At 41.1% G+C, this 25,819-nt stretch carries 27 protein-coding genes and 1 riboswitch; of the genes, 10 read left to right on the top strand and 17 right to left on the bottom strand.

Annotation, left to right across the window (positions count from 1 at the left end; all coding sequences use genetic code 11):
- Window positions 1-183: 183 nt before the first annotated feature.
- The 5 genes from ddc to radC form a co-directional block, all read right to left on the bottom strand.
- Window positions 184-1,719, bottom strand: a complete 1,536-nt coding sequence (gene ddc, locus HMPREF0027_RS09085) for an L-2,4-diaminobutyrate decarboxylase (protein WP_044024538.1) — start codon at window positions 1,717-1,719, stop codon at window positions 184-186.
- A 127-nt stretch (window positions 1,720-1,846) separates the two neighbouring features.
- A complete protein-coding gene (locus tag HMPREF0027_RS09080; protein ID WP_005624480.1) occupies window positions 1,847-3,211 on the bottom strand; it encodes a diaminobutyrate--2-oxoglutarate transaminase in 1,365 nt (454 codons plus the stop codon).
- Between the two features lie 372 nt (window positions 3,212-3,583).
- Window positions 3,584-3,754, bottom strand: coding sequence for a 50S ribosomal protein L33 (gene rpmG, locus HMPREF0027_RS09075; RefSeq protein ID WP_005624479.1), 171 nt, complete (start codon window positions 3,752-3,754; stop codon window positions 3,584-3,586).
- 11 nt (window positions 3,755-3,765) lie between these two features.
- Entirely contained in the window at window positions 3,766-4,002 is a 237-nt protein-coding gene (gene rpmB / locus HMPREF0027_RS09070) for a 50S ribosomal protein L28 (RefSeq protein ID WP_005599762.1), read from the bottom strand.
- A 155-nt stretch (window positions 4,003-4,157) separates the two neighbouring features.
- On the bottom strand, window positions 4,158-4,832 hold the full coding sequence (gene radC, locus HMPREF0027_RS09065) for a RadC family protein (protein ID WP_005624474.1): 675 nt from the start codon (window positions 4,830-4,832) through the stop codon (window positions 4,158-4,160).
- Window positions 4,833-5,035: 203 nt separating this feature from the next.
- Between radC and coaBC the strand changes: the two genes are divergently transcribed.
- The 5 genes from coaBC to crp all read left to right on the top strand — a co-directional run bounded on the left by coaBC (window position 5,036) and on the right by crp (window position 8,395).
- Window positions 5,036-6,241 (top strand): bifunctional phosphopantothenoylcysteine decarboxylase/phosphopantothenate--cysteine ligase CoaBC, encoded by a 1,206-nt coding sequence (gene coaBC / locus HMPREF0027_RS09060; RefSeq protein WP_044024496.1) that lies wholly within the window; start codon window positions 5,036-5,038, stop codon window positions 6,239-6,241.
- A gap of 8 nt (window positions 6,242-6,249) precedes the next feature.
- A complete protein-coding gene (dut, locus tag HMPREF0027_RS09055; protein WP_005624469.1) occupies window positions 6,250-6,705 on the top strand; it encodes a dUTP diphosphatase in 456 nt (151 codons plus the stop codon).
- Between the two features lie 103 nt (window positions 6,706-6,808).
- On the top strand, window positions 6,809-7,417 hold the full coding sequence (gene slmA / locus HMPREF0027_RS09050; RefSeq protein ID WP_005624468.1) for a nucleoid occlusion factor SlmA: 609 nt from the start codon (window positions 6,809-6,811) through the stop codon (window positions 7,415-7,417).
- Between the two features lie 5 nt (window positions 7,418-7,422).
- Entirely contained in the window at window positions 7,423-7,641 is a 219-nt protein-coding gene (locus tag HMPREF0027_RS09045; protein ID WP_005599748.1) for a YheU family protein, read from the top strand.
- Window positions 7,642-7,717: 76 nt separating this feature from the next.
- Entirely contained in the window at window positions 7,718-8,395 is a 678-nt protein-coding gene (gene crp / locus HMPREF0027_RS09040; RefSeq protein ID WP_181893802.1) for a cAMP-activated global transcriptional regulator CRP, read from the top strand.
- Between the two features lie 48 nt (window positions 8,396-8,443).
- Here crp and HMPREF0027_RS09035 read toward each other — a convergent pair whose 3' ends face one another.
- The 6 genes from HMPREF0027_RS09035 to mutL all read right to left on the bottom strand — a co-directional run bounded on the left by HMPREF0027_RS09035 (window position 8,444) and on the right by mutL (window position 14,761).
- Window positions 8,444-8,767, bottom strand: coding sequence for a MazG nucleotide pyrophosphohydrolase domain-containing protein (locus tag HMPREF0027_RS09035; protein ID WP_005624462.1), 324 nt, complete (start codon window positions 8,765-8,767; stop codon window positions 8,444-8,446).
- A gap of 49 nt (window positions 8,768-8,816) precedes the next feature.
- Window positions 8,817-10,184: a ribosome rescue GTPase HflX gene (hflX, locus tag HMPREF0027_RS09030; protein WP_005624459.1), complete on the bottom strand. Its 1,368-nt coding sequence runs from the start codon at window positions 10,182-10,184 to the stop codon at window positions 8,817-8,819.
- A gap of 37 nt (window positions 10,185-10,221) precedes the next feature.
- Entirely contained in the window at window positions 10,222-10,500 is a 279-nt protein-coding gene (gene hfq / locus HMPREF0027_RS09025) for an RNA chaperone Hfq (protein ID WP_044024495.1), read from the bottom strand.
- Window positions 10,501-10,567: 67 nt separating this feature from the next.
- On the bottom strand, window positions 10,568-11,512 hold the full coding sequence (gene miaA, locus HMPREF0027_RS09020; protein WP_005624452.1) for a tRNA (adenosine(37)-N6)-dimethylallyltransferase MiaA: 945 nt from the start codon (window positions 11,510-11,512) through the stop codon (window positions 10,568-10,570).
- Between the two features lie 131 nt (window positions 11,513-11,643).
- Window positions 11,644-12,693 (bottom strand): alcohol dehydrogenase AdhP, encoded by a 1,050-nt coding sequence (gene adhP / locus HMPREF0027_RS09015; RefSeq protein WP_005624449.1) that lies wholly within the window; start codon window positions 12,691-12,693, stop codon window positions 11,644-11,646.
- Window positions 12,694-12,892: 199 nt separating this feature from the next.
- Window positions 12,893-14,761: a DNA mismatch repair endonuclease MutL gene (gene mutL / locus HMPREF0027_RS09010; RefSeq protein WP_044024494.1), complete on the bottom strand. Its 1,869-nt coding sequence runs from the start codon at window positions 14,759-14,761 to the stop codon at window positions 12,893-12,895.
- 274 nt (window positions 14,762-15,035) lie between these two features.
- On the opposite strand from mutL, the gene HMPREF0027_RS09005 reads away from it, so the two are divergent.
- Window positions 15,036-15,869, top strand: a complete 834-nt coding sequence (locus HMPREF0027_RS09005) for an ATP-binding cassette domain-containing protein (protein ID WP_044024493.1) — start codon at window positions 15,036-15,038, stop codon at window positions 15,867-15,869.
- A gap of 94 nt (window positions 15,870-15,963) precedes the next feature.
- Here HMPREF0027_RS09005 and ruvC read toward each other — a convergent pair whose 3' ends face one another.
- The 6 genes from ruvC to HMPREF0027_RS08975 form a co-directional block, all read right to left on the bottom strand.
- Window positions 15,964-16,542, bottom strand: coding sequence for a crossover junction endodeoxyribonuclease RuvC (gene ruvC / locus HMPREF0027_RS09000; RefSeq protein ID WP_005624443.1), 579 nt, complete (start codon window positions 16,540-16,542; stop codon window positions 15,964-15,966).
- An 83-nt stretch (window positions 16,543-16,625) separates the two neighbouring features.
- Complete coding sequence (locus HMPREF0027_RS08995; RefSeq protein ID WP_005624441.1) at window positions 16,626-17,150, bottom strand: hypothetical protein; 525 nt, start codon at window positions 17,148-17,150, stop codon at window positions 16,626-16,628.
- A gap of 126 nt (window positions 17,151-17,276) precedes the next feature.
- Window positions 17,277-18,017, bottom strand: coding sequence for a YebC/PmpR family DNA-binding transcriptional regulator (locus tag HMPREF0027_RS08990; protein WP_005624439.1), 741 nt, complete (start codon window positions 18,015-18,017; stop codon window positions 17,277-17,279).
- Window positions 18,018-18,040: 23 nt separating this feature from the next.
- Entirely contained in the window at window positions 18,041-18,511 is a 471-nt protein-coding gene (gene nudB / locus HMPREF0027_RS08985; protein WP_005624437.1) for a dihydroneopterin triphosphate diphosphatase, read from the bottom strand.
- A 34-nt stretch (window positions 18,512-18,545) separates the two neighbouring features.
- Window positions 18,546-20,321, bottom strand: a complete 1,776-nt coding sequence (gene aspS, locus HMPREF0027_RS08980) for an aspartate--tRNA ligase (RefSeq protein ID WP_005624435.1) — start codon at window positions 20,319-20,321, stop codon at window positions 18,546-18,548.
- Window positions 20,322-20,516: 195 nt separating this feature from the next.
- On the bottom strand, window positions 20,517-21,503 hold the full coding sequence (locus HMPREF0027_RS08975; RefSeq protein WP_005624433.1) for an amidohydrolase family protein: 987 nt from the start codon (window positions 21,501-21,503) through the stop codon (window positions 20,517-20,519).
- A gap of 280 nt (window positions 21,504-21,783) precedes the next feature.
- A riboswitch (TPP riboswitch) is annotated at window positions 21,784-21,876 on the top strand.
- Window positions 21,877-21,975: 99 nt separating this feature from the next.
- Here HMPREF0027_RS08975 and thiB point away from each other — a divergent pair.
- From thiB to folK, 4 genes are all read left to right on the top strand, one after another.
- Entirely contained in the window at window positions 21,976-22,935 is a 960-nt protein-coding gene (thiB, locus tag HMPREF0027_RS08970; RefSeq protein ID WP_044024492.1) for a thiamine ABC transporter substrate binding subunit, read from the top strand.
- 210 nt (window positions 22,936-23,145) lie between these two features.
- Window positions 23,146-23,595 carry an RNA polymerase-binding protein DksA gene (dksA, locus tag HMPREF0027_RS08965; RefSeq protein ID WP_005624430.1) on the top strand — a complete coding sequence of 150 codons (450 nt, stop codon included), beginning with the start codon at window positions 23,146-23,148 and terminating at the stop codon, window positions 23,593-23,595.
- Between the two features lie 131 nt (window positions 23,596-23,726).
- On the top strand, window positions 23,727-25,259 hold the full coding sequence (gene pcnB / locus HMPREF0027_RS08960) for a polynucleotide adenylyltransferase PcnB (protein ID WP_005624428.1): 1,533 nt from the start codon (window positions 23,727-23,729) through the stop codon (window positions 25,257-25,259).
- 70 nt (window positions 25,260-25,329) lie between these two features.
- Window positions 25,330-25,800, top strand: coding sequence for a 2-amino-4-hydroxy-6-hydroxymethyldihydropteridine diphosphokinase (gene folK / locus HMPREF0027_RS08955; protein ID WP_005624426.1), 471 nt, complete (start codon window positions 25,330-25,332; stop codon window positions 25,798-25,800).
- Window positions 25,801-25,819 lie beyond the last annotated feature (19 nt).

Raw genomic sequence — 25,819 nt, 5'->3', positions numbered from 1 at the left:
TAATTTACCGCTGAATTTGAAAAGAAAAAATCGACCTACCATTAAATCAACAATTCAAAATAAGTCAAGAAAAAACGCATAAAACGAGCGATATTCCTGCCGGAAATCGCTCTCAATCGCCTAGAAAAAAATCACTTGCAAGCTACCCTTACAAGCGGTCTTTTTTCGCTAAAGTTTTACCAATTAATCAATCGGCGGCACATAAGTACCGTTTACAATCGAATCTTTAATACGATCCGCTTCCGCTAATACTTGTGCTAATAACGCTTTCACGTTTTCCAAGGTTGCGATCGGGCTTAACGTAGTCATCTTAAGCGATTGTTTGTCGCCCACTTTGGTTACACCGATATTTGCTTCGCCACGTGCGAAAAGTTCGTCCGCTACGTTTTGGTTTAAGGTATCGATAAATTCTGCCGGATAGCCTTGCGGTACCACACGGAATAACACCGAAGCGAATTGGCTTGGCACTAACATTTCTAAGCCGTCAGTCGCGTTAATATAGCCTTCCACTTCTTTAGTTAATTTCACACCGTGGTCAATCATTGAAGCATATAAATCTTCACCCAACGCTTCTACCGTGAACCATAATTTTAATGCGTCAAAACGACGAGTGGTTTGTAATGATTTCGCCACTAAGTTTGGTACACCATGTGCTTCATCATATTCTGAGTTAAGGTAATCCGCTTTATAGTTGATAAAACGATAGTTTGCCTGATCTTTTAATAAGAACGCACCACACGAAATACTTTGGAAGAAGTGTTTGTGGAAATCTAACGTGATTGAGTCGGTTTCTTCGATACCGTCTAAGAAATGACGGAAATCTTTAGAAAGTAATAACGCACCACCCCAAGCGGCATCTACATGTAACCACACGCCGAATTTATTAGTGATTGCACGAATTTCTTTTAACGGATCGATCGCACCAGCGTCAGTCGTACCGGCTGTTGCCACCACACAAGCAACGATTTTGCCTTGTGCGGTTAAATCCGCCAATGTCTTCTCTAATGCTACAACATCCATTTGAGCGTTTTTATTGCAAGGCACTGTTACCACAGATTGGAAGCCCATCCCCATCATTGCCATATTTTTTTGCACTGAGAAGTGAGCATTTTCCGAGCAAACTACTTTCACATTTTTCATTGCGTCTGCCGGAATACCGTCACGTTGTACCGACCATTCCGAACCGTCTTCGTTTTTCCAGTTTTTCGCAATCGCCCAATCACGAGCAAGTAATACGCCCATGAGATTTGATTGCGTACCGCCTGAAGTAAACACGCCTGAAGTACCGACACCATAGCCAACTTTTTGACGTAACCAATCAATTAAGTGTTCTTCCATAATCGAACCTGCAGGGCTTTGATCCCAAGAGTCCATTGATTGGTTAGTTGCATTAATTAACACTTCCGCAATTTGACTAGTTACCATTGTCGGGCAATGTAAATGCGCAAGCGAATGTGGGTGATGTACTTTAAGACTTGGTTTTAAGAAAATTTCCACTAAGTGATCAAGTGATTTTTGTACGCCTACGCCTTCTTTTGACGGATTAAAGCCATCAATCAAAGCACGCATTTGCTTGATTGAACCACCTGTGTACATTTTGTCGTTTTTTAACCAAGCACTGACCGCTTGCACCGCATTATTCATCGCATTTTCATAATCAGCGATTGATTGTGGATCATTACAGAAAAGCGATTGTCTGTGTTTTGAAATATCTGCCATTTTTTCTCTCACACCTAGCACAAACTGTGCTAAGTTAATTAAATCCTGCCCCGTTAGAGCTATCATACAAAAAGAGCCACAAAGTGGCTCAGATAAAGCCCCCCTACACGACTCGTGTAGGGTTAGATTAGCCACGTACTGCTTTGATTGCATCCGCCACAGATTGTTTGAAGCGCTTGATAAACTCTTCACATTCCGCTTGGTTGATGTTTACTGCACAAAGAACACGTACTACGTTACCGCCACGGCCACCACGCTCTAACAATAATTTATTGTTGAAACACGCTTTTTGAATTGCGACCGCTAATTCGCCGTCTTGTGGATAAGCACCGGTTGCATCTTGTGGCTTACGCTCATCAACGATATCAATACCCATCATTAAGCCGCGACCACGTACATTACCGATACATGGGAATTCTTTGCTTAATTCACGCAATGCGTTGGTTAAGTATTCGCCACGTTCTTGTGCATTTTGCGCTAAATTTTCTTCACGCATGATTTTTAATGAAGCATAACCAGTTGCCATTGCTAATTGGTTACCACGGAAAGTACCGGTGTGACCTGCTGGTTGCCATGCATCGAATTCTTTACGAATTGCTAATACCGCTAATGGTAATGAACCGCCAACCGCTTTTGACATTACCACGATATCCGGCTCAATGCCTGCGTGTTCGAAAGCGAACATTTTACCACTGCGGCAAAAACCAGCTTGAACTTCGTCCACGATCATTAAGATACCGTGTTTTTTGGTTACTTCACGCACTTTTTGTAAGAAGCTGATTGGCGCCGGTACTACACCGCCTTCACCTTGAATCGCTTCTAAAATTACCGCCGCCGGTTTTACTACACCGCTTTCCACATCTTCGATAAAGTTTTCGAAATAGTGTTCAACCGCTTTTGCACCTGCTTCACCACCGATACCGAACGGGCAACGATATTCATGCGGATACGGCATAAATTGCACGCCCGCCATTAAGTTTTGTACCGCATTTTTAGCGCCTAAGTTACCGGTTAATGATAACGCACCGTGTGTCATACCGTGGAAACCGCCAGAGAACGCGATCACATTGCCACGACCGGTATAAGTTTTGGCTAATTTGATTGCTGCTTCGTTAGCATCCGCACCTGATGGACCGGTAAATTGAAGGATGTATTGATCTTTCGGGAAGAATGAAAGTAATTCTTCTGTGAATGCATCTTTTAATGGTGTAGTTAAGTCAAGTGTATGTAACGGTAAACCGCTTTCTAATACATCTTTGATTGATTGCATTAATACCGGGTGGTTGTGACCTAGTGCAAGTGTTCCTGCGCCCGCTAAGAAGTCAAGGTATTCGTTACCCTCAACGTCTGTTACCCAGCAACCTTGTGCTTTTGCATAAGCAAAAGGCAATTTACGAGGATAACTACGAACATTTGATTCCATTTGATCTTGGCGATCTAAGAAATGTTTGTTTGATGCGAGAACTGCTTTTACAGGAGTGGTAATTGTCATTTGAAATGAGTTTCCTATTGATAGGTGAAAAAAATAAGTCCGGTGCCTTGCGGGAAGCCTAAGCTTTCTGTTTCTGAAAAAACAGATGCCATGGGGCATTTGACTCGCTACTTATTAAAAAAAGCGTTTCAGCTTTTTTGTTTTTACCCTGCCCCTAGATTTAACAAAAGAAAGGAGGTGCAGGTTGGAAACAGGCTTAAATGCGGGTTACATCTAAGGACGCATAATAGTACATTTTTTTGGCAAAAAATAAAGTAATTTTTATTAACTAACCTTATATTAGCTTACTCAAATGTCTAAAATGCAAACGGTTGCCAAATTAGCGTAAAAAAACCCAGCTGAAAAGCTGGGCTCTTGAAACATTGAATCAAATTATTTGATTTTAGCTTCTTTATAAACAACGTGTTTACGCACAACTGGATCAAATTTTTTGATTTCCATTTTTTCAGGCATATTACGTTTGTTTTTAGTCGTTGTGTAGAAGTGACCAGTTTCAGCAGTTGAAACTAATTTGATTTTCTCACGATTACCTTTAGCTGCCATTGGTTAGCTCCTTAGATTTTTTCGCCACGAGCACGGATTTCAGCTAATACTGCATCGATGCCTTTTTTGTCGATAATACGCATACCTTTCGCTGTTAAGCGTAAAGTTACGAAACGGTTTTCACTCTCAACCCAGAAACGGTGAGTGTGTAAGTTAGGTAAAAAACGACGACGAGTCGCGTTTAATGCGTGTGAGCGGTTGTTACCAACTGCTGGACGCTTGCCGGTTACTTGGCAAACTCTTGACATTTTAATTCTCCAATTACTTAAGTAATGTTTAAATGGTTCGGGCGATTAGGACTTATATCAGTTTATCTAATTGCCTCGTCAGGCTCAGCCCGACCAAAGTCATATTTAAAGACCACGGATTATACTCGCTTTGATAGCATTATTCAAGTCTCAATTTATGAATTATTTCGGCGAAACTTCTCTTCTTCGAAGGAAAAATAATCACCTTTTCCGACGACAATATGATCAACAAAACGAATTTCAACCAAATCACACGCCATTTCAATCTTCTTAGTGAGTATTCTATCCGATTCCGAAGGCGTACAATGGCCAGAGGGATGATTATGGGCGACAATAATTGCCGCTGCATTACATTTTAATGCTTCTTTGATTATTTCTCTAGGGTAAACCGTTGCTTGATTAATCGTGCCATAAAACATTTTCTCTTTTTTAATCAGCCGATTCTGATTATCGAGAAACATCACCATAAAAATTTCCCGTTCTTCCGCTTCTAGCTCAGCTTGAAAACACATCACGGCTAAATAAGGTTCTGTAATGTTTTCTCGCACTTGCATTTGTTGTGCTAAATAACGCTTAGTCATTTCTTTTGAAGCTTGTAATTGAATAAATTGCGTTTGCCCAAGCCCTTTCATTTGACAAAATGCGTTTACATCCGCACTAAGTAGCCCTCTTAATGAACCGAATTGTTTGAGTACCGTTTCAGATAATTGCATCACCGGCAGCCCCTTAATGCCGGTACGCAAAAAAATCGCCAATAATTCCTGATCAGTTAATGACCCCGCTCCATAAGCTAATAATTTTTCTCGTGGCATTAATTCTGCATTACACATTATTTTTTACTCAGTTAGACCAAATAGAAAAAAAGCATAAAGAAGCTAACTATTTGAATCAAAAGAAAAGTTTTATTTTTTCGATACAGATCGCAAAAATCGCTTTATTGTGAGTGAGTACTTATTAAGGTAGAATTATTTGGCTCATCTTCTTTGCTTATTCTCAGAAAATGAATAAATATTTTTTTAAAATAGGAATTGCTATGCTTAGTAACAAGCGCATTTTGGTTGGCATTACCGGTGGCATTGCCGCTTATAAAACGATTGAATTAATTCGTCATTTCAAAAAAGCCAATGCAGACATTCGTGTCGTATTAACACCAGCGGCAGAAGCTTTTGTGACCCCGCTTACCCTACAAGCGATTTCAGCCAATGCGGTTTCTAATTCCTTATTAGATCCACAAGCGGAATTGGCAATGGGTCATATCGAATTAGCAAAATGGGCGGATATCGTGGTTATTGCACCGGCGTCTGCCGATTTTATCGCTCGTTTACGTGCCGGTATGGCAAATGACTTGCTCTCTACCCTCTGTTTAGCAACTGCCAGCCCAATTTTACTCGCACCGGCAATGAACCAACAAATGTTCAAACAAGCAGTTACACAAGAAAATTTAGCCGTATTGGCAAATCGCGGTATACAAATGATTGGTCCGAATAGCGGCTTCCAAGCTTGTGGTGATGTCGGTGCCGGCAGAATGTCCGAGCCGAGTGAGATCTTCCACGCGGTATGCGATCACTTTAGCCATACGCAAGATCTAAAAGATCTTAGTGTGACAATTACCGCCGGCCCAACCCGTGAAGCGATCGATCCTGTGCGTTATATCAGCAATCACAGTTCCGGCAAAATGGGCTTTGCGATTGCTGAAGCATTTGCCAAACGTGGTGCGCACGTGAATCTGATTGCCGGTCCGGTCAATCTTGCCACACCGGCAAATGTCGTTCGAATCGATGTGGAATCGGCGGTAGAAATGGAACAACAAGCGGTCAAATTTGCACAAAAATCTACAATTTTTATCGGTTGTGCTGCCGTTGCCGATTATCGAATGGCTGAAGTCGCGCCACAAAAAATCAAGAAAACCACTGATAATGACGAACTGATTCTTAAATTAGTTAAAAACCCGGACATTATCGCCAATGTGGCAAATTTAACTGAAAATCGCCCGTTTACCGTGGGTTTTGCAGCGGAAACGCAAGATGTAGCGAACTATGCTAAAGATAAATTCAAACGTAAGAATTTAGATTTAATTTGCGCCAATGATGTGTCCGGCGGACAGGTGTTCGGGCAAGATCAAAATGCCCTACAACTCTTTTGGCAAAACGGTGAGAAAATGCTACCGCTTGCAGATAAAAGCAAACTGGCAGAGGCCTTAGTTCACGAGATTATTGAGCAATTTAAACACGACAAATAGGAACATAAATGAAACAAATCGATTTAAAAATTTTAGATAGCCGTATCGGCAACGAATTTCCATTACCAGCCTATGCAACCGAAGGTTCAGCAGGCTTAGATTTACGTGCATTAACTGAAAATGCTTTAGCCGTAGAACCCGGTCAAACCGTACTGATCCCAACCGGTATTTCAATTTATATCGCTAATCCAAATTTAGCGGCGGTGATTTTACCTCGTTCAGGTTTAGGACATAAAAACGGTATCGTGTTAGGCAATTTAGTCGGTTTAATTGATAGCGACTATCAAGGTCCGTTAATGGTGTCATTATGGAACCGCAGCGATAAACCTTTCACAGTAGAAGTCGGTGACCGTATTGCTCAGTTAGTTTTCGTGCCGGTGGTACAAGCCAGCTTCAATATCGTAAATGATTTTGAACAAACCGAACGCGGTGAAGGCGGTTTCGGTCATTCGGGTAAACAGTAATTCGATACCCAAACAAGCGGTCAAATTTGTAAACAATTTTGCAAAAATGACCGCTTATGACTTCTTTTGATAATAAGCAGATTAGCAAAGCAAAGAGAAATTTATGATACAACCAACAGTTAAGATGCCTAAAAAATCGGTGAAAGAACGTCAGCAACAAGTACTTGAAGTGCTGATTGGCTTATTAAATTCCGAAGACGGTATGCAACGTGTAACCACCGAACGTTTAGCCAAAGCAGTTGGTGTTTCGGAAGGTGCGCTTTACCGTTATTTTCCAAGCAAAACAAAGATGTTTGAGGCATTGATTGAACGTATCGAACAAACGCTAACCAGTTATATCAATGCAAGTAAACGCAAAGAGAATTCGACTGCATTGGCAGTAAAAGCGATCCTCTACACCGTGATTGAATTTGCACGCAAAAATCCGGGAGTTACTCGCATTCTAACCGGTCATGCGCTAATGTTTGAAGACGATCAATTAAAAGCACGTGTCGCCAAATTTTTTGACGGCTTAGAGTTTCAGTTCACCAACATTTTACAGATGAGTAAATTACGTGAAGGTAAAACCTTTGAGGATGAACGAGCGCTCGCCGGCTATTTAGTCAATTTTTGCGAAGGTCAATTCTTACGTTTAGTACGTTCTAACTTCAGTTATAACCAACATCAACACTTTGAAAAACAATGGGCATTAATTAAGCCGTTATTTGAGTAAGTTTTATGATTATTCCATGGCAAGAACTTGAACCCGCAACATTAAATAATGTATTGGATTCATTTATTTTACGAGAAGGCACCGATTACGGCGAAAGAGAACTTTCTTTAGAGGAAAAACGTGAGCGCTTATTAGCTCAATTAAAAGCGGATAAAGTTGTGATTGTCTGGTCGGAGCTGCATCAAAGCCTTGATATTAAAGACAAAAAATCTTTTTTAGGTTAATTGAGTGTCTCGTGATACAATTTTAGCATTTAGGATGTCAAATAATTATAAATGATTTATAGAGGTTTTTATGCAGATGCAAAATATTTCAATTTCTACGCCTCAGATTGACGGAGAAATCTCAGCACCACCATCAATCCATGACCCTGCTGTGGAGTGGTTTCTGACTCACTGTCATATTCATCGTTACCCGTCAAAATACACACTAATTCACGCCGGTGAAGATGCTGAATCTTTATTCTATATTGTGAGCGGTTCGGTTGCAGTATTTATTAAAGACGATGAAGGTAAAGAAATGATTCTTTCTCACCTTGGACAAGGCGAGTTTGTTGGTGAAATCAGTTTATTTGAAGAATCTGTTCAACCACGTACCGCTTGGGTCAAAACGAAAGGTGCTTGCGAAATTGCAGAAATCTCGTATAAAAAATTCAAACAGCTTGTGCATTTAAATCCGGATATTTTAATGTATCTTTCTGCGCAAATGGCTCGCCGCTTACGCCAAACTTCACGCCAAGTAAGTAATCTTGCTTTCTTAGACGTAACTGGTCGTATTGCACAAACTTTAATGAATCTGGCGAAAATGCCGGATGCGATGACCCACCCTGAGGGAATGCAAATTAAAATCACCCGCCAAGAAATTGGTCAAATGGTCGGTTGTTCACGTGAAACGGTCGGCAGAATCTTAAAAATGTTAGAAGATGAAGGCTTAATTTCTGCGCACGGTAAAACCATTGTGGTTTACGGTACTCGCTAAATTTTAATGAAATCAGACCGCATTGTTAATGCTCACAAGCGGTCTTTTTTATTCGTCTTTTACATAACGTTTAATAAATTTTGCTTGGTGCTTTTCAATCACTTCTTCAATTGAAATATCGTATTTATCCGCCAAAATAAACAAATTATCCAGCACATCGCCCAGTTCTTCGATCAAACACGCCTTTTTCTCTTGATAAGACGCCTCGGTTTCATCCGGACGATCTCGACCAATTTCAATCGCTCGTACCGCACGTGCCACTTCACCGACTTCTTCACTTAAAAAGTTCACTCGAATAAACGGATTGTAACGATACCAGCCCTGTATCTGATAAAATTCTCTGACCCAATTTTGATAATCTTGAATCTGCATACGACTTCCTTAAATTGCAAAAAGCGGTAGCAATGCTACCGCTTGTATTCTAGCTCTCTTCCCAACTTGCGAATTCAACATACTCCGCTAATTCAGGAAATTGTTTTAACCACTTATTCCATTGCACTAAATCCACTTCCACTTCAACCAATCTGTCACCAAACTGATTAAAGCTTTCGTTTTTAATACAATGTTGTAGGTGAAATTGCGTATAAATTTGCCCTACGGTTGCCGGTAATAATACTTTCACACACACTAGCTCATTGCGTAAACATTCCCGAATCGCTTCATACAACAAATCAATACCTTGATTGGCTTGTGCGGAGAGATAAACCGCAATCGGTTTGCCGTCATCATTCCGCTCAATATGTGGAATCACACCTTCGAGTTTATCAACTTTGTTATAAACCAATAACGTTGGAATGTCTAACGCACCGATTTCATCTAAAACTTGATTAACCGCATCAATATTTTCATTTTTGCGATCATCCGCTGCATCAATCACGTGTAACAACAAACTTGCTTCGGTGGTTTCTTGTAAAGTGGATTTAAAGGCGGAAACCAAATCATGCGGTAAGAATCGGATAAAACCTACCGTATCTGCTAAAATTGTGGTGCTGACATCTTGAACCTGCATTCGACGTAAAGTCGGATCAAGCGTTGTGAATAACTGATCAGCCGCATAAATACCGGCATTGGTAATCGCATTAAATAGAGTCGATTTCCCCGCATTGGTATAACCCACCAACGATACGGTCGGAATATCCGCTTTCTGACGTGTTTTCCGATTTTGACTGCGTTGCTTATTCACTTTCTCCAAACGATTTTGGAGTTGCTGAATTCGCACTTTTATCAAACGGCGATCGGTTTCCAGCTGAGTTTCGCCCGGCCCACGTAAACCGACTGCCCCACCTTTTTGCTGATCTTGATTGCCCAAACGGCGTACCAAACGTGTTGCCAAATGTTTAAGTTGAGCCAGCTCGACTTGTAATTTACCTTCGTGCGATCTGGCACGTTGGGCAAAAATATCTAAAATCAGACCGGTTCTATCCACCACTCGACATTCACATAACGCTTGTAAATTACGGGTTTGCGAAGGACTCAGTTCGTGGTTGACCAAAACTACGGTTGCACCGCGCTCTTTAACCGCTTGAGCGATTTCATCGGCTTTACCTTGTCCTACAAAATATTTGATATGCGGTGCAGAACGAGAGGTGGTTAACGTGGCAAGAATTTCGACACCTGCCGATTCGGCAAGTGTTTGGAATTCCATCAGATTCTCAATATCTTTATGTTGAGAAAGAAAGAGGTGGACTAAAATTGCTTTATCTTTCGTATGAGATAGATCTTTCTCAGAGTTTCTCCCATTCTCAGATAAAGCAAAACCAAATACAGCATTTTCATCTGTATTTGGCATCTGTTCGGTAAAAAAAGCTTGCGTAGTAATAGCTTAATTATTCCGCTTTGTCTGATGGCGCCTCAACTGCTTGCGCTTGTTGAGCGTATGAAGAACCACCGTTGTTGTGAGAAACTGAACGAGCTGGTACTACAGTTGAAATCGCATGTTTATAAACCATTTGGCTCACGGTATTTCTTAATAAAATTACGAATTGATCGAAAGATTCAATTTGGCCTTGTAATTTAATGCCGTTAACTAAATAAATTGAAACAGGAATACGCTCACGACGAAGTGCATTCAAATATGGATCTTGTAGAGATTGACCTTTTGCCATTTTCTTTTCCTTTTTTATTTTTGTGTTAAATATCGTCTTATTTCTGCCAAAGGCAATAGAGATATTATCATAGATTACGCCATCTTTGCTCGATCTTTTCAATCATTTTCCGCTTCGAACTGGTCGGATCTAAGCCATCTAGCCATTCAATTTCACTTCCCCAGCCACGCAACCAAGTAATTTGGCGCTTTGCAAGCTGTCTGGTTGCACAAATACCTTTATATACTGCTTCATCAAGCGAAATATCACCGTCAAGGTGCTCCCACATTTGGCGATATCCCACGCAACGAATAGAAGGTAAGTCTTTATGTAAATCCCCTCTTGCGTGTAACTTTTCGACTTCTTGTTGAAAGCCAAGTTCCATCATTTTATGAAAACGCTGTTCAATCCGATGATGTAATACCTGTCTATCTTGCGGCGCAATCGCAAATTGAAGGACGTTATAAGGCAAGCTGTCGCCCTGTTGAGCGGTCAGCTCCGTCATTGTTTTACCGGTAATATAGAACACTTCCAAAGCACGATTAATCCGTTGGCTGTCATTCGGATTAATGCGCTTTCCGGCAATAGGGTCAATCGTCAATAATTCGCGATGCAAACTGCTCCAACCGATTTGTTCCGCTTTCGCTTCTATTTCGGCACGAATCGCCGGATCGGCAGACGGTAACGGCGAAAGCCCCTCCAATAAGGCTTTATAATATAACATTGTGCCGCCGACCAATAACGGGATTCGTCCGCTTGCCGTAATTTCCGCCATTTCACGCAAAGCGTCTTCACGGAAATTCATCGCCGAATAACTTTCGCTCGGATCCAAAATATCAATCAAACGGTGAGGGGCAAGCTCCAATTCCGCTTTACTCGGTTTTGCCGTACCGATATCCATCCCCTTATAAATCAGTGCGGAATCCACGCTAATTACTTCCACCGGAAGCGTTTGGCGCAAAGCAATCGCCAAATCGGTTTTACCCGAAGCCGTTGGGCCCATTAAAAAAATCGCTAAAGGTTTCTTATTCATTTTATTTTCTGTTTAGTTACAAGCGATCGAATTTTAACGGAAATTTGCCAAAAGCCCAAATCGGCATAATTAAACATAAAAACAAAAACGGTCGTAAATCTTCCGACTTACGACCGCTTGCCGATTAAGGCTTAGTGACTACAACCGCAACCGCAGCCTTTTTTCATATCGATCACCATTCGACCTTGAATTTTACCGTCACGCATTTCTTGGAAAATGTCATTCGCTTCGTCCAAGCGACGTAATTGCACTAACGGTACCACTAAACCTTCCGCACCGAATTGGAACGCCTCGGCAAGATCTTGACGAGTACCGACCAATGAGCCGACAATTTCGATACCGTCCAATACGATACGCGGAATAGAGAGATCCATAGTTTCCGGCGGCAGACCGATAGCCACCACGCGACCGCCTGCTCGAACGCAGTTCACCGCAGCGTTAAACGCCACTTTAGATACCGCCGTCATAACCGCCGCATGCGCACCGCCGACTTTTTCTTGAATCACTTGTACACTGTCTTCTTTCAGCGGATTAATGGTTAAATCCGCACCGACTTCTTTGGCAAACGCCAGTTTATCGTCATTAATATCGATTGCAATCACACGTGCACCGAATACTTTCTTCGCATATTGTACCGCCAAGTTACCTAAACCGCCGGCACCGTAAATCGCAATCCATTGTCCCGCACGTACGCCCGAGACTTTAATCCCTTTATAAGTGGTTACACCGGCGCAAGTGATACTACTTGCTTGTGCCGGATCTAAGCCTTCCGGTACTTTTACCGCATAATCTGCCGTTACGACACAGTGCGTCGCCATACCGCCGTCCACCGTATAGCCGGCATTTTTCACGCTACGGCAAAGTGTTTCACGTCCGGTAGTGCAATATTCGCACGAGCCGCAGCTCTCGAACATCCATGCAATACTGACACGATCACCGACTTTTAAATTAGTCACATCCGGTGCGATCGATTTAACAATACCGATCCCTTCGTGGCCTAATATACGACCCGGTTTTTTACCGTAATCGCCGGCAGCGACGTGTAAATCGGTATGACATACGCCGCAATATTCAACTTCAACAAGGGCTTCGCCATTTTTGATTTCCGGAATGTCACGTTCAACAATTTCAACTGTTCCATCACATTGTGGGGCAACCACAGCAGCACGCATTTTCATCATGATTTCTCCTATGAAGTAAAACAACGGTAAACGCTTTTGGACAATGTTTAAAATTTAAACATTGGAACTGCCTTTAGTATGCCCACGTACTTTTTTTGTGCAACAACAATTTATCAATTTTATGACATAGTTCACAAAAATTTAACAAAATCAATTACTTAACCATAATTAAATTATGGTTTTATTACATAAAAACACTTTAACATCTCGCTAAAAATGCGGAAAAATCGACAGCTACTTTTAACTTTTCCAGCTCCGCTTTAGCCGTTTGTTCCGTTTCCGCCAACCAATTTACCGCTTCCGCCAAACTGTAAGCGGTCGGAATCGGCGCAAATTTTGCAAAAAATTCGGTTAAATCGACCGCTTGCGAAGCGAATAAACTTAACAAGATTTGTTGCAAATTTTGTTCTCTTAACAATCTAGGCACTTGAGTAACCGAAAGCCGAATTTGCCCTTGCCATGTCTTCTCACTGATTGCAAAGCCTAGTTCCGCTAATGGCGTTTTTAACGTTTGCCAGCGTTGCGTTTGTTGCTCGTCTAAACTTAAATTCAGCGGAATCAATAACGCTTGGCTTTCGCCTTTTTCTAGTTGTGCTATAAAACGCAAACGTGCTAATTTTTCTAATGAAAGCAAATAAAATTGTTGTTCCGCTCTTAATAATAACGCCTGATTTTGCACGATAGCTAACGGCTGCCAATGCCCTATTGCCGCCGATACTGCTTGTGCCAGTTTAGGTTCCGCCTCATCTATCTCTTGAGCAAAAATCACCGGTGCGAAATTAGCTTTCGATTCAATTAAATCTTGTATGTTATCCGATTGAGTTTGCGGCTGGCTGACTAATTCGCCATACCATTTTTGCGCTGATTTGGAGGTAGTTGCAGTGCGAGGCGAATAACTTGTCGCACGAGAAGCGGTCGGTTTTGCAAAATTTCCGGAAAATTCGACCGCTTGTTGCGGTGTTAAAAAACTATTACTACCGGCAGCGATACGATTGGTATCGCGTTGATAACTCGGCAACGGCTCGTTTACTTGATTGGTTAAACCGATTTCAGCTTGCCCTTGTAATGCGGTTTGCACCCCTTGCAAAATAAAGTCATGCACCAATCGTCCTTGGTGAAAACGTACCTCGTGTTTTGCCGGATGTACATTGACGTCCACTTGGCTTGGATCAATATCTAAAAAAACCACAAACGCAGGATAATTGCCTGCCGGCATATCCGTCGCTTCATAGGCTTGGCGAATGGCGTGATTAATGGTTTTATCTCGCATCATTCGTCCGTTTACATAGCTATAACACAAATCATTTTGCAATCGGGAAATATTCGGTAAACCAATCCAACCGTGTAAGTGTAAGTCACCATGTTGCCAGTCGATATGAATCGCATTTTGGATAAATTCATCACCACAAATTGCTGCTACTCGGCGCTGCTGCTGTTCTACCGAATTATCTTGCACCTTGCGGTATTGGCGCACTGTTTTACCGTTATGCGTTAAGGTAAAACCGATATTCGGTTTTGCTAGCGCAATACGGCGCACTACCTCATCAATATGCGCAAATTCGGTTTTATCGGTACGCAAAAATTTACGGCGTGCCGGCGTATTAAAAAATAAATTTGCGACTTCAATTGTTGTGCCGACCGGATGTGAAGCCGGTTGAATTTCCACCGCCATTTCACGCCCTTGCGCATAGGCTTGCCACGCTTCCGCCTGCCCGTCCGGACGAGAAGTGAGTGTTAAGCGAGAAACGGAACTGATACTTGCCAGAGCCTCACCACGAAAGCCAAGGCTTAAAATCATCTCCAAATCTTCAAGGCTAGAAATTTTGCTGGTCGCGTGACGAGCCAATGCCAACGCTAAATCTTGTTTACTGATTCCACAGCCGTTATCTCGAATGCGAATAAGCTGCGCACCGCCTTTCTCAATATCAATTTGAATCTGATTTGCGCCGGCATCTAGACTATTTTCAACCAACTCTTTCACAACAGAGGCTGGACGCTCCACCACTTCACCGGCGGCGATTTGGTTAGCAAGCTGAGGAGGGAGGAAATGAATAAGGTGTTGAGTCATAACATTGGTATCGTTAATCAAGAAATGCTTTATTCTACCCAAAATCTATAAAATTGAGTAGAAAAAGTACCATTCACCACCTGTAAATCGAGTTAAGAATTATTATTATTTGTATTTAAATTGTAATTAACCGCTGATAAACATATCAGGCTGGGACACAGCCGTCGAGCTTGTGAAGTGAATTTCAATAGAGGTCAGCAGCAAGAACCCACCAAGAGTAGCCCACGCAAAGCGAGGGAGCTAGTAGGAATCCTCGTCCTTTAGGGCGGGGAGGATGTCAATACCGGTGGTGTTCTCTATTCCATTGTTGGTGATGAAAGTGATTACCTTTGGTGGCATTATGCAAATCCGTGGTGCTTTTAGTGTCGTAATTAATGCGTTTAGCTGGTTCATTTTCGCTTATTCACGCTTACCTGAATGGAGTTCGGCGATTAAGCGTTTAACTCAGTTAAAGCATGAAATGGATGAATTGGAAAAACGAGTTAAGGCGGAAATCGCTATCAGTGATAAAGCATTAGATATGCAAAAGCTTGCTATTTACACACCGGAAAATAACCGCTTGTTTAGTGATTTATCCCTTGCAATTGATCACAGCCAATGGATTCGATTAAAGGGTAAAAGTGGTTTAGGTAAATCGACTTTATTACGAGTATTAAGCGGTATTTGGGATTATTATGAGGGCGAGTATAAGCAACCGAATAAACCAAGTTTGCTTGTGCCACAACGCAGTTATTTAAACGAAGGTACTTTGGCGGACGTATTAAGCTATCCGAACAAAAATTGTTATAGCGATATTGAAATTAATACGGTCTTAGAGCTGGTAGGGCTAAGTGCATGGCAGAATCGCCTAACGGAAGTTCATGCTTGGCATAATGTTTTTTCAGGTGGGGAACAGCAACGTATCGCTTTTGTACGTATCTTACTGAATAAACCGGCAGTGATTTATTTAGATGAAGCTACCAGCAGTTTAGATGAGGAGTCAGCGACTCAAATGTTTAAACTCATTAAGCAACAGCTTCCAAATGCTTCTGTGATCTTTATTACTCATCAACCTGAGTTAAGCCATTTTGCCGATCAAGAAATTGATTTAACTTTATATAAAGCTTAATGCAATGAATACAAAGCCTCTCTTTCATTGAAAAGAGAGGCTTTTGTTTTTATTGGGTTTAACAAGCGGTCAAAAATAGCGAAAATTTTGCAAATTAGCCTTTCAGGCGGAATCGTCCACGGCTATAGTGGGTTTTCATCAAAGCGAGAATTTGTTCCTTGTCACTACTCACTTTCTGATTACTTTGTTTTGCGACCACTAAAGAATGTTGAATCGAGTGAGCGTGCGTAATTGCAATCGCAAGGGCATCGGCAGCATCGGCTTGCGGTTTGGACGAAAGTTGAAGCATGCGGGTGACCATATCTTGTACTTGGATTTTATCCGCCGAGCCAATGCCGGTGACGGTTTGTTTGACTAAACGGGCGGCATATTCAAACACAGGTAAATCGTGATTTACCGCTGCGACAATCGCTGTACCACGAGCTTGCCCGAGTTTGAGTGCCGAATCGGCATTTTTTGCCATAAACACTTGTTCAATCGCAAACATATCTGGCTGGAATTGGGTGATGATTTCTGTCACGCCGGCATAGATACGTTTTAAGCGAGTCGGTAAATCATCAACGGAAGTGCGAATTGCGCCGCTTCCTAAATATTCTAAATGGCGTCCGGTTTGATGAATCACACCATAACCGGTAACCCGCGAACCGGGGTCAATTCCTAAAATAATCGGCATAGTTTATCCAATGAATGAAAACAAGCGGGCAGATTTGCAAAAAATTTTACAAATCCGCCCGCTTATCTAAACGAATCAATCTGTTATTTATTTAATTTTGCGGTTGCAGTTTGATTAACTTCGCAGTTTTTTGCAAGGATTTCATCTGCATTTTTACCTTTTTTGAATAACATTCCCGCTTCGGTTTTATTAAAGGTTGAAAGTGAGAAGGTTTCATCTAAGTTCCATACGTGCGTTTTTGAGGCAAATGATTCGAAGTCTTTATTTTTCTCATCACGCATTAACTCTTTTACTGCCACATCATTTACAGTTAAAGTTAAGCCGGTAGCTTTTTCGCCCTCAAAATCATAGGTTGCTACTACAGTTTTGCTGTTTTGGCATTGATAAACTACGGTTTTAGAAGACGCAGTTAATTTATTTTTTACCGTATTTACTGTGTTTGAAACGCCGTTAGATACGGCTGTTGCACCTTCTTTTACCGCATTTGTTGTTGCTGAAGCAGCGTTTGATACGCCTTCGCTTACAGTTGAAGCCACATCGCTTGCTGTTGAGCAAGCTGCTAAAAGAGTCGCTAAAGATAACGCTGAAATAAATTTTATTGATTTCATTTTATATTCCTTATGTTAGGGATAAATACACGTCTTAAACGCATCCATTAGATGCCAACTTATTGAAGTTAGTTCCATTTAAGTAAAAAAGAAGCCAACCTAAATGGTTGGTTTATGTATTATGATTTATAGTAATGCAGCAACTTCGTCACTGATTTCACCGTTGTGATATACGTTTTGTACATCATCACAATCTTCGAGACGGTTAATCAAATCAAGTAATTTCGGTGCAGTTTCTGCATCTAGTTCAACGGTGGTTGATGGAATCATCGTAACTTCTGCATTTTCAATTTTGAAACCGGCTTTTTCGATGCCATCACGTACATCACCTAAATCTTCCCAAGCAGTATAGATTTCGAATGAACCGTCTTCTTGCGGTTGAATATCGTCTGCACCGGCTTCGATAGCTGCTTCAGTTAAAGCGTCTTCATCACCCGAAGCAATTAAAATTAAACCTTTTTTGCTGAATAAGTAACCAACAGAACCTTCTGTACCTAAGTTACCGCCACATTTAGTGAAGCTTGGACGAACTTGTGAAATGGTACGGTTAGCGTTATCACTTAAACATTCAACCATCACCGCTGTACCGCCTGGACCGTAACCTTCATAGATTTTAGTTTCCATATTGGTGTCATCGCCACCGCCTACACCACGCTCGATTGCACGGTTGATCGTGTCACGAGTCATATTGTTTGATAATGCTTTATCTACTGCAGAACGTAAACGAGGGTTTGCAGAAACATCACCGCCACCTAATTTTGCAGCTGTTACCAATTCACGAATTAATTTAGTAAAGATTTTACCGCGTTGCGCATCTTGTGCCGCTTTACGGTGTTTAATGTTAGCCCACTTACTATGACCTGCCATTCTGTTGTTTCCTTCTTTTAAATTTATGTTTTGAAAAAGCTCCCCTCTTTTCTAAAGAGGGGAGTTAAATATTTTGCAATCGCCGCCGCATTATTCGGTGATTTTGTTAGTTGGATGGCTTCTTCGACGCTCACCCATTTAAACGCTAAATGTTCACTTAATATCGGTTGTCGTTCTTGCGTTAAGGCTAGTAAAAACCAATGTTCCGAGCAATGTGTCACATCAGGCGCATATTTATACCGAAAATGCGGAAAAATCTCAAATTCTACCGACTCGTTGCAATCTATAAGCGAAAGTTTTTCCGCTAAAATATCAATGCCAATTTCTTCTTTCACCTCACGAATCGCCGTTTCAAACGGTTGTTCGTTCGGCTCAAGCGAACCGGTTACCGACTGCCAAAATTCGGGATCGTCTTGGCGTTGCAGAATTAAGACTTTACCCGAATTTTGTGCATAAATCACAACTAAAATGGAGTTAGGATTTTTGTATTTCATCAGCAAAAAAATAAGTGATTTTTGACCGCTTGTCTTATTCCGCTTTCTCTTTTTTCACGACCGCAATCCCCAACTCTTCCAACGCTTGCGGATTTGCAAAACTTGGTGCTTCGGTCATCAAGCATGCTGCTGCAGTGGTTTTCGGGAATGCGATGACATCACGAATATTTTCCGTACCGGTGATAAGCATGGTTAAACGGTCTAAACCGAACGCAAGACCAGCATGCGGTGGTGTACCGAATTTTAATGCGTCTAATAAGAAACTGAATTTTTCTTGTTGCTCTTCTTCGTTGATACCTAAAATGCTGAATACAGTTTGTTGCATTTTCGGATCGTAAATACGTACCGAACCGCCACCCACTTCGTAGCCGTTAATAACCATATCATAAGCATTCGCAACCGCATTCACCGGATTTGCTGCTAATTCTTCCGGCGTTAAATCTTTCGGAGAAGTGAACGGGTGGTGCATTGCAGAAAGATTGCCTTCATCGTCTTTTTCAAACATTGGGAAGTCAATCACCCAAAGCGGTTTCCACGCTGAAAGATCGGTTAATGCTAAATCACGGCCAACTTTCAGACGTAAAGCGCCCATTGAGTCGGTAACCACTTGCCATTTATCCGCACCGAAGAATAGGATATCGCCGCTAGTTGCGTTAGTACGCTCGATTAATGCTTTGAAAATGTCTTCGTTTAAGAATTTCGCTACTGGGCTTTGAATGCCTTCCATACTGGCATTCACGTCATTGATTTTCGCCCATGCTAAGCCTTTTGCACCGTAAATACCGACAAATTGAGTATATTCGTCAATTTGTTTACGAGTGAGTGTTGCACCGTTCGGTACACGAAGTACGGTTACACGACCGTCTGCTGAATTTGCCGGCTCGTTAAATACTTTAAACTCAACGTCTTTTAAGATATCTGCCACATCGACTAATTCTAACGGGTTACGTAAATCCGGTTTGTCCGAACCGAAACGTTGCATCACTTCCTGCCACGTCATCATTGGGAATTTGCCTAAATCTACGTTTAAGCGATCCAACCATAAGCCGTGAATCATATTTTCCATTAATTCACGCACTTCTTCAGCGGTTAAAAATGAGGTTTCCACATCGATTTGGGTAAATTCCGGCTGGCGATCGGCACGTAAATCTTCGTCACGGAAGCATTTTACGATTTGATAGTAACGGTCAAAGCCCGACATCATTAGCAACTGTTTGAAAAGCTGCGGTGATTGCGGTAGAGCGTAGAATTTACCGTTATGTACACGGCTTGGCACTAAGTAGTCACGCGCACCTTCCGGTGTTGCTTTGGTCAGCATTGGCGTTTCGATATCAAGGAAGCCGTTGTCGTCCATATAACGACGTACAAAACTGGTGATTTTTGCACGTGTTTTGAGTTTTTCCGCCATTTCCGGACGGCGTAAATCAAGATAACGATATTTTAAACGTTGTTCTTCAGTGTTGCTTTGGTTGAAATCAAGCGGTAAAACTTCCGAATTGTTATACACAATCACATTTTTCACTAACACTTCGATTTCGCCGGTCGCCATATCTTTGTTGATTTGCGATTCGTCACGTGCAATCACTTCACCTTGAATTTGTACACACGCTTCTGAACGTAGGCTTGAAGCAATTTTGAAAATCGCTTCGTCCTTCTCGTCAAAGAAAACTTGCACGATACCTTCACGGTCACGAATTTGCATAAAAATAAAACGACCGAGGTTACGCACACGGTGAACCCAACCGCTTAATGTTACGGTTTGACCAACGTGCGAACGGTTTAAAGCACCACAATAATGAGAACGCATCATAAAAATATCCTTAAGATTTAAAAATAGGTTTTCCGCTGTGATAAATTGCGGAGACAAAATCTTTGAAATTATAGCGGAAAATTGCCGAGAATTGGAGAGAGGAAAAGAAACAAACGGTCGAATTTACAGATTTTTTTGCAAATTTGACCGCTTGTTCAGATTAAAGAAGATTAAAAATCAGCGATTAATTAGAAATTAGAGTAAACCTAACACTTTTCTACCGTTGATTGAGGCAATATTCGCCATTTCTTCTAAATTGGTAAAGCGACAGCCGGCAGAGAGTAGGCTAAGTTCTTGCCACATATCACCTTCACATAACGGCACCATATAGTCGCAAATATTATCTGTACCGATTGCAACGGTAATGCCTTCCGGAATCAATTCATCCGCCGGTGTTAGTGCATTATGGAATGGCTGTAAATCTTCTTTACGACCGCTATCAATCCACGCCATTGGGCAAGCGATCACCATCATTTGCGAGTCACGCATTTTTTGGTAGAGCATTTTACGATATTCTTTCGGATGTGCGCCGATTGAAATACCGTGGATTGCCACCACTCGACCTTGCATACCGTGTTCGATTGCTTTATCGCATAATTGTTCGGTTTCTTTTTCTTTCGGGGTATTAAATTGGTCCACGTGTACATGCAACATCTTGCCGAGTGATTTGGCTTTATCCAGCAAAATATCCATTGCTTCCAAGCCTTTGCCGAAATCTAATTCGTCACGGTATGGCAAGCCACCAATCATATCTACCATTTCAGAACCGATATCAAACCATTTTTTTGCAGTTGGTTCAATTACGCCTTTTAAGGTTTGGTTGGCAAATTTTAAGGTAATATCGCTTTTATACACTTCACGAGCTTTGTGAGCGGCGATAATTGCACGATCTTCACATACGCCATCAATATCCACAAAAGTCCCGAATGCGGTAACCCCCTGTGAAATCATTAATTCAATCGCTTGTGAAAAACGGCGGTAGTAATCATCAACCGTTGAATTGCGTTTTACTTCATCAACTAAATCCCATTTTTGTTGTAGATTGGCATTTTGGTAAATGGCAATTTTTTCCGGCGTCATTGTAAATGCTCGGTCTGCATGGGCGTGAGCATTCACCCAACCGCCTTTTTTAATAATTTCGTCACGAATATGGCTTTTGAGCGTACGAATTAATTGGCTCATGTTAATCTTTTCCTCTCTACTTATTTTGCTGAATTTTAGGTAAAAAAAAGATCTCTAAAAAGAGATCTATAAATGAGTTGAAATGCCAAAAAAAGAGTCAAGCACCATAATGAAATGATGTTTGGCTAAATGAGTGTTTAAGTATGTTGTAAGGTTTTGCATATGAATCTATCTAGTTCCTTTCTTGGCACTAGGACTGTAGTATATCTTTTAAAAAATCAAAAAGCAAACGTTTGCTTTTTGGATTTGCATTATATTTACGCATGCCTTACAATTTGCTTCGTTCTCATTGGGGTGCTTTACAAAGCTGAGAAATTACCCATAGAACCTGATCTGATTAGTATCAGTGTAGGGATTTGAGACATTTGCTATACTTACCAAATTAGGCTTATAAAAGCATTTAATCAGAGTATGGAAGGCAGCTGGTTCTACTCAAATCCTTCTAGTTTATTTTTAGAAGGAATAGATGACAATGAAAAAACTTTTGGCATTATCTGCTTGGTGTTTTGCAGCACATGCTATGGCGCAAACACCTGTATTGACGGTTTATACTTATGATTCTTTCACTTCAAAGTGGGGGCCTGCGCCAAAACTTGAAGAATTATTTGAAAAACAATGTCAATGTGACGTGAGATTTTTACCCTTTGAAGACGGTATTACAATGTTTAATCGTATCCGTTTAGAAGGTAAAAAAACAAAAGCGGACGTGATGCTAGGCATTGATAATTTTACGATGGAAGAAGCGCAAAAATCGGGCTTTTTTATCGAACACGAATTAACGGTCGAGGATTTTCCTTGGCAAAATGAAGTGTTCTTTCCGTATGATTACAGCGAATATGCTTTTATCTATAACAAAGAGAAATTAGCGCAGCCGCCGAGATCATTAAAAGAATTAGTTGAACGCCAAGATTTAAAAGTGATTTATCAAGATCCTCGCACCAGTACAGTGGGGCGTGGTTTGCTATTTTGGGTAAATAGTGTGTATGGTGATAAGGCTGAAGACGCTTGGAAAACGTTAGCTAAGCATACGGTAACTGTTGGTAAAGGTTGGTCTGAAACTTATGGTGCTTTTTTGAAAGGCGAATCTGATTTGGTACTAAGTTATGCAACTTCACCACTTTATCATCAATGGCATGAAAAAACCGACAAGTATGTCGCTGCGCAATTTGAAGAAGGCCATTTGGTCCAAACGGAAGTTGCAGCAATTACCAAAGTGAGTAAGCAAAAAGCATTAGCCAAACAATTTTTGCAATTTTTACATCAAGCTCAAGCGCAAAATGTGATTTCTTATCATAATGTGATGAAACCGGTGGTTGGCACAGATGCAGTTCCGGCGTTTAAAGCGTTACCTGAATATAAACAGCTTGCTTTTATACAGCCATCTTCTGAGACAGTAAGAAAATGGCTTGCGAGTTGGCAACAAAGTTGGTAGCAGAAATCATTCGTTTATTTTAGCGGCTAATGGAATCTTTAGCCGTTTTTATTGTCTGCTAAGCGGTAAAAATTACAAAATTTTTTTGCAAAATCTGATTGCCAAAAGGGATTACATTTGTTATTTATACGCCCTTTTGAACTATCCCCTAAAATTTTTTATATCAAATAATTCTAAACAGGGGCAACACTATCCAAAAGGAGTGAAATTATGGCTCAAGTGGCAGGTACCACTTCATTAGGTTTATTAGCTCTAGCAGGCGTTACACCTTACCAACCTAAAAAAGACGAAGAATACATGAGCGATGCGCAAAAAGAGCATTTCCGTAAAATTCTTCGTGCGTGGCACGTTCAAATCATGGAAGAAGCTGAGCGCACCAAAAGCCAAATGCAAGAGGAAGTGGCAAATTTTGCCGATCCAGCAGACCGAGCAACACAGGAAGAAGAATTCAGCCTTGAATTACGAAACCGTGACCGTGAGCGTAAATTGCTTAAAAAAATTGAGCAGACGCTAAACAGCATTGCTGAAGATGAATACGGCTATTGTGAAACTTGTGGTGTAGAGATTGGTCTACGTCGTTTAGAAGCTCGTCCGACAGCCGATATGTGTATTGACTGTAAAACGCTTGCAGAAATCCGTGAAAAGCAAATGGGCTTATAAGCTTAATTAGAAATGGGTAATTGAAATTGATAATGGACAATCTCATATTGTCCATTATTTTTTATTATGATTTAATTATCTATTACGATTGTTAATTTCAGAGGTGTATTATTTTTAACTATATCAAATCGTTGTTTACTCGTCGAAAAAACGTTAAAAAGCAGCCGCTTGTAGAGTTTGAATCGGAAGGACGTAAGCAAGGCAAGAACGCTAAAGCAGCAGAATCACGTACTAAACGCTCTGCTTCGAAAGCGATTGAAAACAAAACGCACTCGTCTAAAAAAGCCAAGAAGGCAAATAATACAAATATGCCTTCTCATCTGTTACATAAAAAATTTACAGTAAATGCCGGCCATTATGATATTACTCCGAAAGACTTTCCGAAAAATGCGTTAGTAATCGTTGAAAAATTACAGCGTGCTGGTTTTGAGGCCTACGTGGTCGGTGGTTGTATTCGAGATTTATTGTTAGGACATAAACCAAAAGATTTTGACGTTGCAACTAATGCAAAACCGGAAGAAATTCAAAAAATCTTTGGGCATCAATGCCGTTTAATCGGGCGCCGTTTCCGTTTAGCCCATATTGTGTTTGGACGTGATATTTATGAAGTGGCGACTTTCCGAGCAGATCACAGCAATCATAGCAGCGATAAAATCTCAAAAGTTAGCGAAGAAGGTATGCTGTTACGTGACAATGTGTACGGCACGCTACGTGAAGATGCACAGCGTCGTGATTTCACCGTTAATTCGCTCTATTACGATCCGAAACATAACCTGATTTTTGATTTCTTTGATGGCATTGCAGATCTAAAAGCCGGTAAGTTACGCTTAATCGGTGATCCGGTGATACGCTATCAAGAAGATCCAGTACGTATGTTGCGTGCAGTTCGCTTTATGGCGAAATTGGATATGTTCTTGGATAAACCGAGCGATGCCCCTATTCGTGAACTTGCCCATTTATTGAAAAATATTCCGGCGGCACGTTTGTTTGATGAATCATTAAAATTGTTGCAATCGGGACAAGGTTTTAAAACTTATCAATTGATGCGGCAATATGGCTTATTCGAGCAGTTATTTCCGGTGCTAGTGCCGTTTTTCACCGAACACAATGATTCGAATGCAGAGCGTATGCTAAGTAAAGCACTAAACTCAACGGATGAACGTATTCGTGATAATTTACGGGTTAATCCGGCATTTTTATTCGCAGCATTACTTTGGTATCCATTACGTGAGAAAATGGAAGTGTTGAAAAATGAAGGTGGTTTAAACAGCCACGATGCAATGATGTTAGCAGCGAATGATGTATTGGATGAAAGTTGTAAAGCGATTGCATTACATCGTCGTCATACCTCTGTGATTCGTGATATTTGGGCGTTACAATTCCAAATGACCAAACGTTCGGGTAAACGTCCGCAGCAGACGCTGGAATACGTAAAATTCCGTGCCGGTTTTGATCTATTAGTGATGCGAGCTGAGATTGAAGGCGGTGACTTGGTCGAGCTTTCAGCGTGGTGGCACGAATACCAATTTAGCAATGACGCACAACGTGCGGAAATGTTGAAAGCGGTCAGAAATTTGCCGAATTTTGCCGGCGAAGAAAAGAAAAAACGTCGTCGTAAAACATTTAGAAAGAAAAAGCCAGTGAAGAAAGTCTCGGCAGAGTAAATAGAAAGATGGTGCAAGCGAGAGCTTGTGCCTTTTCTTTTAGTTAGAATAACTAGAAACGGAAATCATTATGAAAACAGTCTATATCGCTTTAGGGTCGAATTTAGATAATCCGCTAGCACAAGTTAAACAAGCGGTTGAATCTTTAAAAACATTTGCAATTAATTTTGAAATTAGTCCGTTCTACGGCAGTAAGCCGGTTGGGCCACAAGATCAGCCGGATTATGTGAATGCAGTGGCAAAATTCGATACCGATTTAACAGCGCTTGAATTGTTGGATAAATTACAAAGTATTGAAAACGATCAAGGACGAGTGCGAATTCGGCGCTGGGGCGAGCGTACGCTGGATTTGGATATTATCTTATACGGCGATGAACAGATTCAAAACGAACGTTTAACCGTACCGCATATTGAAATGAAAAATCGAGAGTTTGTAATTGTGCCGATGTATGATCTTAACTCAGATTTAGTGCTGCCAAGCGGTGAAAAATTAGCGGAAATTTACCAACAATTTAAACATCATCAAATGGTGACGTTCTAATTCCAAATGCACGGAATAT

This window comes from Actinobacillus ureae ATCC 25976, assembly GCF_000188255.1.
Lineage (GTDB): Bacteria > Pseudomonadota > Gammaproteobacteria > Enterobacterales > Pasteurellaceae > Actinobacillus > Actinobacillus ureae.
Note: the sequence above shows the minus strand (reverse complement) of the source record. Positions and strands in the feature narration are given on the sequence as shown.